An 8,862-nucleotide genomic window follows, 5' to 3' on the forward strand; every position below is an offset into this window, starting at 1 on the left:
CTCGTAAGCGAAAATCGGTTCTTTCCCCGCGAAGCGGGCATTGCGACCTGGGATGTTCATCCCAGCCTTGCCTCCTGCCGAAGGCAGCCTTGTGTCTTATTCCGCTCTTTCCTACCACGAACCCGCAGCCCCCAACCCCGTTCTTCCCTCTTTTTCTTACAACTTGCATCTTGGAACTTGCAACTGAGCTTTTACAAGCGATCAGCGAATTCCAAGAACAAAGAACAGATCCTCGCTTTGGAACGAAGAACAGGTTTTTCTCGGCGGAGACGGAGAGCCGTTCAACGGCGAAGTAGTCTCTTTTGCTCTCCAAGAGTTTTCATTCCCGCGAAGCGGGCCTTGCGTCCACTGATGCTTTTCAGTGCAATGCGTCCCACCGAAGGTGGCATCACTTCCTCGCGCCAGCGAGCCTCACTTCCTGCCGGCGGCAGGCTTGCGTCTTATTCCGCTCTTTCCAACCCAACCCGCTACCCCCGCCTCGTCTTTCCCTTCTCACAAAAGTTTCTAAACCGTATTGTTTTTAACTGAAAGTTATTAGATAATTCGATCATTATCCCGATTACCACTCGGAAGGCTGAGGTTCTGTCTTGAAGAGAAGTGGAGATGGAATGGCGATCCTCGCTTATATTCTCGTCAGTTTCTTTTGGGGATCGACCTATCTGGCAATAAAAATCGGTGTTGAGGGAATGCCGCCGATGTTTTTTGCCGGCGTCAGGTTCCTCATAGCTGGCTTAATTATGATTGCTTTCTCGTATATCAGAGGCTACGCCTTTCCCGCAAGCAAGCGCGAGTCTGCTAAATTGTCGCTTATCGGTCTATTCATGTTGCTCGGTGGAAATGGCCTCGTTGTGTTTGCAGAGCAGTGGGTAGATTCAGGTGTTGCTTCTCTCATAATGGCTACCATCCCGATCTTTGCCGGGGTATTGGAGCACTTTTTCATTAGAACTACTCGGTTGACTTTGAAGGCGCTTTCGGGACTTCTACTGGGTTTTTTCGGTGTCTACTTTCTTCTGGTTCCTGCCGAACATGGTATTTCTATCGACATCCCAGGAATACTTATGCTTCTCTCTGCCAGCTTCCTCTGGTCTACTGGAACGGTACTCTCAAGAACCTTCAAGGGGAAAAGTTCGATAGTGTCAAATATCGGGATTCAGATGTTTGCGGGTGGTGTGGGGCTGATGTTTGTTTCGGCCGTTAGCGGTGAGTTTTCCAGAGTAAGGTTCTCGATGAACTCTTTTCTGGCAATCGCTTATCTCGTTGTTTTCGGGTCCCTGATTGCCTACAGCAGCTACATATATCTTCTTCAAAAGTGGCCCGCAACAAAAGCCGGTACTTATGCATATATAAATCCTCTTGTCGCCGTCTCTCTGGGAGCCATCTTTCTCGGCGAGAAGATCAATTTTCTCATGATCCTTTCTATGGCTGCTGTTCTTCTCGGAGTTCTTATAGTTCAGAAATCCAAGATCAAAGTATCGGAATAACAAGCATCCAAGAAAAAGGCATGCCGCAATGGACATGCCTCATAGTAGTATCAGGATCTCAGAGTGGATAGTGGCACCTTACAAAATGACCGGGTTTTATCTCCCTCAACTCTGGTTCTTCCCTCTCGCATCTCTCATCGGCAAATGGGCACCTATTGTGGAATCTGCAGCCCGATGGTGGATTGATCGAACTGGGTATCTCCCCTTTCATCAAACGCTTCTCCCTTACGAACTTCGGATCCGGGACAGGGTTGGAAGCCATCAACAGATCAGTGTATGGGTGAGAGGGATGCTCGAATATCGTGCTCTTGTCGCCCATCTCAACTACTTCTCCGACATACATAACGGCCACTCTGTCGGCAATATAATCCACTAGAGACAGATTGTGTGTTATGAACATATACGTCAGATTTTCTTGAACCTTTATCTCTTTCATCATTTTGAGAACCATTGCCTGAACTGAGACATCCAGCGCCGAGGTTGGCTCGTCAAGGACGATGAACTTCGGTTTGAGAACCATGGCTCTGGCAAATGCGATTCTCTGACGTTGCCCACCAGAGAATTCATGTGCGTATCTGTACATGTGATCGTCTATCAACCCTACTTCTTTCAGAACGGCCGCTATCCTGTCTCTTATTTCGACGTCGGTGATCTTGAAATGAATCTTCATTCCTTCCCCAATTATGTTCTTAATCAGTTTTCTGGGATGAAGCGAATTGTACGGGTCCTGGAAAACGATCTGCATATTTCTTCTAACTTCGAGCAGGTCCCTGCCTTTGAGTCCAAGTATGTCCCTTCCTTCGAATTCTATCTCACCTGAGGTCGGCTCGATAAGCCTCAAAACAGTTCTGGCAAGAGTCGTCTTTCCCGAGCCAGACTCTCCGACCACGGCAAAGGTTGAGCCCGTTGGAATGTCCATATTCACGTCGTCTACTGCTCTAACAAAGAGCTTCTTCGAGAAGATCGACTTCTTAACCGGGAAGTAAGTCTTCAGGTTCTTGATCTTGATCAAGGTCTCAGCCATCTTCTCTCACCTCGCTCTTTCCTTTGAAGAGATAGCAGGCAACATAATGATCGGGTTCGATCTCCACAAATGGTGGCCTTTCCACTTTGCAGATATCCATCGCGTGCGGACATCTCGGATGGAATCGGCAGCCAGATGGAGGGTTAACCAGATCGGGAACAGTTCCCTTTATTGCCATGAGTTCATCTGTTCTTCCTACTCTAGGCACCGCCTGAAGCAAACCGCCCGTGTAAGGATGTAACGGCTTTTCGAACAGTTTGGCTGTTGACGCATATTCGACCGAGTTTCCGGCGTACATTACAAGGACCTTGTCACAGAACTCGGCAACGACACCCATATCGTGCGTAATCAACATGACGGCGTTGCCCATCTTTCTGGCCAGTTCGTCGAGCAACTCAAGAATCTGAGCTTGAATGGTAACGTCAAGAGCGGATGTTGGTTCGTCTGCGATTAGCAGCTTAGGATGACTTGCAAGGCCCATTCCTATCATCACTCTTTGTGACATTCCGCCACTAAGCTCATGAGGATAACTGTTCATAACTCTTTCGGGATCGAGCCCGACAAGGCGGAGTATCTCTTTGACCTCCGGGTAGGTCTGTTTGATCTTGATCTTCTTGGATTTCGCAATAGACTCTCCTATCTGATAGCCTACCTTCATTACTGGGTTCAGTGATGAACGCGGCTCCTGGAAGATCATCGACATCTCAACGCCCCTCACTCTGTTCATCTTCTCTTCAGAGAGTTCAACAAGATTCGTGCCGTTGAAAATAACTTTTCCTTCCTGAATCTCTCCTGGCTGTTCTATCAATCGCATTACCGCGAGCGACGTTACCGACTTTCCGCAGCCGGTTTCTCCCACTACTCCAAGCCTATCTCCGGAATCCATCCAGAGTTCAACGCCGTTCAGTGCCTTCACTACTCCCCTGTATGTGTGAAAAGAGACCTTCAGGTTAGATATGTCAAGTAGTTTTCCTCTTAGTTCCATACGATTACCTCCTCAACCTTGGATCGAGCATGTCTCTTATTCCGTCACCGAGGAGATTGAATCCAAGAACGACGAAAGCAATGAATATTCCCGGGAAGGTAGATATCCACCACTGATCGATCAGGTAATTCCTTCCATCGGAAACCATGGCTCCCCACTCCGGTGTTGGAGGTTGAACGCCCAATCCGAGGAAACCGAGACTTGCTGCGGTGAGGATTATGGTTCCCATCCTGAGAGTCAACTGAACCAGAACGGGAGAGATACACATCGGAAGCACGTGAAGGAACATTATCCTGAGATTGCCTCCGCCGGCCGCGCGAATTGCTTCAATATATGGTTGCGATTTGACTTTTATAGCTTCCGCTCTTGAAAGCCTCGCGTATGTAGTCCACGTGACAATAGATATGGCAATTATCGTGTTTGTTAGATTTGGCCCCAGCATAGCCGCAAAGGCCATAGCGAGCACGAGACTTGGAAAGGCCAGGAACATGTCGGTTATTCTCATGAGCACCTCGTCAACAATCCCGCCAAAATAGCCCGCCGTAACACCCACAATGATACCTATTGAGCCACTGATTACCGAAACCAGGAATATAATCCACAGAGCGATTCTCGATCCTATAACTACCCTGCTGAAGATATCCCTTCCGAACTGATCAGTTCCAAAGAGATGCTGCCAACTGGGTGCCTGCAGCTTGTCCTGCAGATTCTGCTGTACGGGATCGTATGGAGCAATAAGTGGCGCAAAAGCTGCCATGAGAAGAAAGATCAGAATCAATGCCGATCCGACCATTGTAAGGCGGCTCTTTCTCCAGAGAAAGACTGTGTGCTTCAAATCATCCATGAATGGTTTAGATACTTTCACTGTCTTAGCCATCTAGATCACATCCTCATCCTTGGATCGAGAAGAGCGTAAAGAATATCTACAATTAGGTTTGCGATTGAGTAGATAAGGGCAATATATAGAGTTCCACCCATTACTGCCGGATAGTCAAGGAAGAGCATTCCGGTGGTTATGTATCTGCCCAGACCGGGCCAGGAGAAGACCGTTTCAGTCAGAACAGCTCCCTCGAGCAGGCTTCCAAAGACTAACCCGATTATCGTGACGGTTGGTATCAGAGAGTTACGAAGAGCATGGCGATATATGACTATGTTCTTTCTTAATCCCTTTGATTTTGCCGTCCTTATGAAATCCTGCCTCAGTACGTCCAGCATACTGGCCCTTGTGATCCTCGCTATGGATGCAGTTGCGTTATAACCGAGAACAAATGCAGGAAGAAGAATGTGCAACAGGGCCTCTTTGAAAGTGTCCCATTGACCCGCTATAACCGAGTCTATTAAATACATTCCAGTTACTCTGGGTGGTGGATAGGTGAAGAAACCCAGTCTCCCGCTTCCCGGAAGCCAGCCAAGCTTGAAATAGAAGACAAGCAGAAGAAGAAGTCCGATCCAGAAAACAGGCATAGAGACCCCCAGGATAGAGAAGACTCTCGAAAACTGGTCTATGGCTTTATTACGGTGAACGGCAGATAATATACCCAGCGTAATCCCAAGTATGATAGATATTACAATCGCAACGAGAGCAAGCTCCATTGTGGCGGGGAAATAGTTCTGAATATCTTCCATAACGGGATTAGAAGTCTTCAAGGAAACACCGAAATCTCCTTGAACCGCACCGGTGATGAATTTACCGAATCTGATAATGAGTGGCTGGTCATAACCCAGCTTTGCCTTGAGTCTATCAACGGCCTCAGGAGGTGCATTGCCTCCAAGAATCGCGCCGACCGGGTCGGCGGGTATTACATTTGCAATAAAGAAGACAATACAGGCGACTCCGAAGAGAACTATGATCATTAAGAATAATCTTCTGAGTAAGAATTGTCCGAAGTTCATAGATTTACCCCCGTATCAATAACCGATTTTTTAGAAAGCAACGCCCCGCTCGCTGAGCGGGGCGGGGGATACTTTATTTGGAGACCTTAGTGAAGTCGAACAACATTCCGTAGCCGAAAGCGGCTTCATCGAAGTTCTTCACTTCTTTGCGAATTCCCCAGAACTCTACGGTCTGGTAAAGCATCGCAAAAGGTCCGTTGTGGAACCAGTATTCTGTAAGATCCTTGTAAATCTGTTCACGCTTGTCTGGATTGGGCTCTATCTGACCCCACTCACAAAGTGTCGCTGCATAGTCATCGTACCATGCATTTCTCCATGCTAGTTGATTTGCCCTGTAGCTGGCATGAGCCATCGCAAGGTTGTCCGGATCGGGATAGTCATTACCCCAGCCGGCGATTATCATCTGATGACCCTGTGCACGGTACTTGGCGTACATCTGAGAAGACTGCATTATTACTATGTTGGCCTTTATTCCTGAAAGCGCCAGGTCGGCCTGAATCTTCTCGGCCTCAGCCTTTCTCGTGTCAGTGTTGCTAGTCAGAAGCTCGACTTCGAATCCATCAGGATAACCTGCTTCGGCTAGAAGAGCCTTTGCCTTTTCGACATCCTGGTAGAACGGGTTCTCTTCGACGTAGCCGAAGTAGCCCTTGTTTATGAAACCCTGTACCAGGAGAGCATTATTGAGCATGATGTCCTCAACTATCTCTTCGTAATTGATTGAGAATCTTACGGCTTCTCTTACTTTTGGATTTGCAAGGGGTCCCCATGTAGCGTTCATCGCTAGATACTCGTTTGAATGTCCCGGAACCTTGACTTCAACGATGTCGGGATTTCTCTTGGCCTCTTCAAGCAGCTGTGGCGTGAGATCCCATGCCACATCGATATCTCCTCTTTCGAGAAGAAGTCTCTGGTTGGATGCCTCTGGAATGTCTCTTACCATGATTTTCTGCATAGGAGGCTGTTCACCGTAGTAATAGCGGTTGGCTTCTAGAAGGATAACGTTGTTTCTTTCCCACTGAACGAGAACGTATGGACCGGCGCCTGCAGAGTGGTCTGTAAGCCATGCGCCACCAAGGTCTCCATCGACTTCGTGTTCAAGGACTACGTCTTTGTTGACAATACCTGTGAACATGTTGGATAGAATTCCGAGTGTGATGTTTTCTGCATAAGGAGCGTTCAAGGTTATCGACACGGTGTAATCGTCGATCTGCTGTATTTTCTCATCCACGTTGTCCTTGTTTATGCCGAAGATATCGACCAAGAACCACGCAGAAACAGACTCGAGAACGATTGGTCTCTTCAGAGAGAAGAGAACGTCCTCTGCTGTCAGATCATCACCGTTGGAGAATTTGACTCCCTTCCTGATATTGAAGGTGTAGGTAAGTCCATCATCGGAAATCTCCCAGCTCTCGGCAATGTCTGGGACTGGAACGATGACGCCGTCAATTGCCTCTAGCTTGACTAGTTGAGCATAGATGGCGGCGACGATTTTGTTCGGAAAGACCTCATAGGCAACGGCCGGATCCATGGTAATAAAGATCCCCGTGTTTGCGCCTATTACAAGAGTGTCTTTCGGTGTCGCAGCAAATCCCATGGCTGCAACAAGAAGTACCATTAGAGAAATCAGTATGAAGCTTCGCTTCATTCTTGCACCTCCTTTTCCCACGTTAAAGGGTGATGACAAAACTCAGAATAGAACTGGATACTGTCTATCTTTCTCCTGCCTGAATCCTACAGGATCGACATTCTTAAGCAGTAAATGAGAATCTAAATCGTGATAAGTGAATGCGCCGGTTCCGGCTGCGAAATGAACGCTCTGAGAGACTCCTATACCAGACTCGCTCATGCAGCCGATCATAAGACCTATACCCGCGCTGTTACACATCTCTACAATCGCAAGAGCATCTGACAGTCCCGACTTCATGAGTTTGATATTGACGTAATCGACTGCGCCTTCCTTTATAAGCCTCATAACGTCATACTTCGTCTTTGCGCTTTCATCTGCGCCAACAGGATACATGGAGCCCTGCCTGATTATTTTCAGCCCTTCGAAATCTTCGGCAGGCACCGGCTGCTCGAATATCCCCACGGGCACGTCGCTTCTGTACATGGCATCTATGAATCTCAAAGCTTCTTTGGGTGTGTAGCCTGTGTTTGCATCTATAACATACCTGACGCCCTTGATCACATCGTTGACTGCCAGTACCCTGGCTATGTCGCTCTTAACATCTTCGCCAACCTTCATCTTGATAACTTTATGCCCCGCTTCGAAGATCTCCTTAGCGTCATGGACCGTCTCTTCCAGACTCCCGATACTGACCGTCTTGTCGGTCTCGACGTAATCCTTCATCCCGCCAAGAATCTGATAGACAGGCGTGGAAATTAATCTGGAAAAGGCGTGAAGAGTGGCAAACTGAATGGCGGCCTTCAAACTGGGAGCCGTTCTTGAATATGCATCGAGCTTTGCGAAAATTCTCCTGTAGTCTCGGACGTCGAGATCTCTAATAATTTCAAGGATTTCTTTCTGGAGCTGAAAGATTGCGGCTCCGCTCTCCCCGTTCACTCTGAAGGACGAGGATGACTCTCCGAGTCCGATCGTTCCGTCCGATAGGACCAATTCGACCTCAATGTTGACTTTGGAACTGGAAACGTTGTTTGCGATGTGAAAAGGTTTTACGAAGTCCCATTTCTTCTCGGTGAAGCGTAAGTCCTTGATATTCATCCTTTCCTCCCCTTAATAAGAAAGCACAGTCCACTTTCAACAGTGAAAAAACATCTATACAATAATACCTTAAATCGAAATCTCATCAAAATGGAGTGCATAACTCGGCTTTCGAATACTTAGTTATATCATACTTCAGGTAACGTCTGCAAAACATCGTATTAAGGCTTTTGTCATTTACTTATGGCCCTGACGAGTACCTTATGGCTTATATTTCGCAATATTTGACAGATGAGCAGGCAAAGTTTGTTCAGAAGGACTACGAGAGATCAGGAGAAAGCCAGTTACGCTTTGCGTGGCCAGTCGCCTCCGGCGGCCAGTCTTTGCTTCGCAAAGGCCAGTTCCGCTTCGCGGCGAAGGAACTGCTTGGCAAAAGAAACGCTGCAGCTGGTCGCTGGAAAGAGAGCAAGGCACCGAAGAACATCGGTGGACGCAGGACTGCCTTAGGCAGGAGGAGATCTGAAAGTCAGTCACGCTTCGCGTAGCCAGTCGCCTCCGGCGGCCAGTCTTTGCTTCGCAAAGACCAGTTCCGCTTCGCGGGGAAGGAACCGCTTGGCAAAAGAAACGCTGCACGCTGGAAAGAGAGCAAGGCACCGAAGAACATCGGTGGACGCAGGGCTGCCTTCGGCAGGATACGAGGCTCTCTAACGCTAGGAAGTGATGCCCGGAGAAACGTCCGGAGAAGTGATGCGCCGAAAAGCATCGACGGAAGTGATGCCACCTTCGGTGGGACGCAAGGCCTACTTCGCGGTGAGAA

7 protein-coding genes are annotated in these 8,862 nt (G+C 48.2%); 1 reads left to right on the forward strand and 6 read right to left on the reverse strand.

The window, feature by feature from the left end:
• The first annotated feature begins 587 nt into the window (after positions 1-587).
• The gene (locus ENN47_05740; protein ID HDP77674.1) at positions 588-1,481 is read left to right on the forward strand and encodes an EamA family transporter; all 894 of its coding nucleotides are present in this window, start codon (positions 588-590) and stop codon (positions 1,479-1,481) included.
• Positions 1,482-1,539: 58 nt separating this feature from the next.
• On the opposite strand, the gene ENN47_05745 is transcribed toward ENN47_05740, so the two are convergent.
• The 6 genes from ENN47_05745 to ENN47_05770 all read right to left on the reverse strand — a co-directional run bounded on the left by ENN47_05745 (position 1,540) and on the right by ENN47_05770 (position 8,105).
• On the reverse strand, positions 1,540-2,505 hold the full coding sequence (locus ENN47_05745; GenBank protein ID HDP77675.1) for an ATP-binding cassette domain-containing protein: 966 nt from the start codon (positions 2,503-2,505) through the stop codon (positions 1,540-1,542).
• A complete protein-coding gene (locus tag ENN47_05750; GenBank protein ID HDP77676.1) occupies positions 2,498-3,490 on the reverse strand; it encodes an ABC transporter ATP-binding protein in 993 nt (330 codons plus the stop codon). Before ENN47_05750 ends, ENN47_05745 begins: the two co-directional genes overlap by 8 nt.
• A gap of 4 nt (positions 3,491-3,494) precedes the next feature.
• Positions 3,495-4,367 carry an ABC transporter permease gene (locus tag ENN47_05755; GenBank protein HDP77677.1) on the reverse strand — a complete coding sequence of 291 codons (873 nt, stop codon included), beginning with the start codon at positions 4,365-4,367 and terminating at the stop codon, positions 3,495-3,497.
• Between the two features lie 5 nt (positions 4,368-4,372).
• Positions 4,373-5,383, reverse strand: a complete 1,011-nt coding sequence (locus tag ENN47_05760) for an ABC transporter permease (protein HDP77678.1) — start codon at positions 5,381-5,383, stop codon at positions 4,373-4,375.
• Positions 5,384-5,456: 73 nt separating this feature from the next.
• Entirely contained in the window at positions 5,457-7,028 is a 1,572-nt protein-coding gene (locus ENN47_05765; GenBank protein ID HDP77679.1) for an ABC transporter substrate-binding protein, read from the reverse strand.
• A 42-nt stretch (positions 7,029-7,070) separates the two neighbouring features.
• A complete protein-coding gene (locus ENN47_05770; protein HDP77680.1) occupies positions 7,071-8,105 on the reverse strand; it encodes a dipeptide epimerase in 1,035 nt (344 codons plus the stop codon).
• Between the last annotated feature and the right edge of the window lie 757 nt (positions 8,106-8,862).

This window comes from Mesotoga infera (assembly GCA_011045915.1).
GTDB lineage: Bacteria > Thermotogota > Thermotogae > Petrotogales > Kosmotogaceae > Mesotoga > Mesotoga infera_D.

Coding starts and splice junctions, on each gene's coding strand:
- ENN47_05745 (HDP77675.1), bottom strand. CDS start 2,505: ATGGCTGAGACCTTGATCAAGATCAAGAACCTGAAGACTTACTTCCCG.
- ENN47_05750 (HDP77676.1), bottom strand. CDS start 3,490: ATGGAACTAAGAGGAAAACTACTTGACATATCTAACCTGAAGGTCTCT.
- ENN47_05755 (HDP77677.1), bottom strand. CDS start 4,367: ATGGCTAAGACAGTGAAAGTATCTAAACCATTCATGGATGATTTGAAG.
- ENN47_05760 (HDP77678.1), bottom strand. CDS start 5,383: ATGAACTTCGGACAATTCTTACTCAGAAGATTATTCTTAATGATCATA.
- ENN47_05765 (HDP77679.1), bottom strand. CDS start 7,028: ATGAAGCGAAGCTTCATACTGATTTCTCTAATGGTACTTCTTGTTGCA.
- ENN47_05770 (HDP77680.1), bottom strand. CDS start 8,105: ATGAATATCAAGGACTTACGCTTCACCGAGAAGAAATGGGACTTCGTA.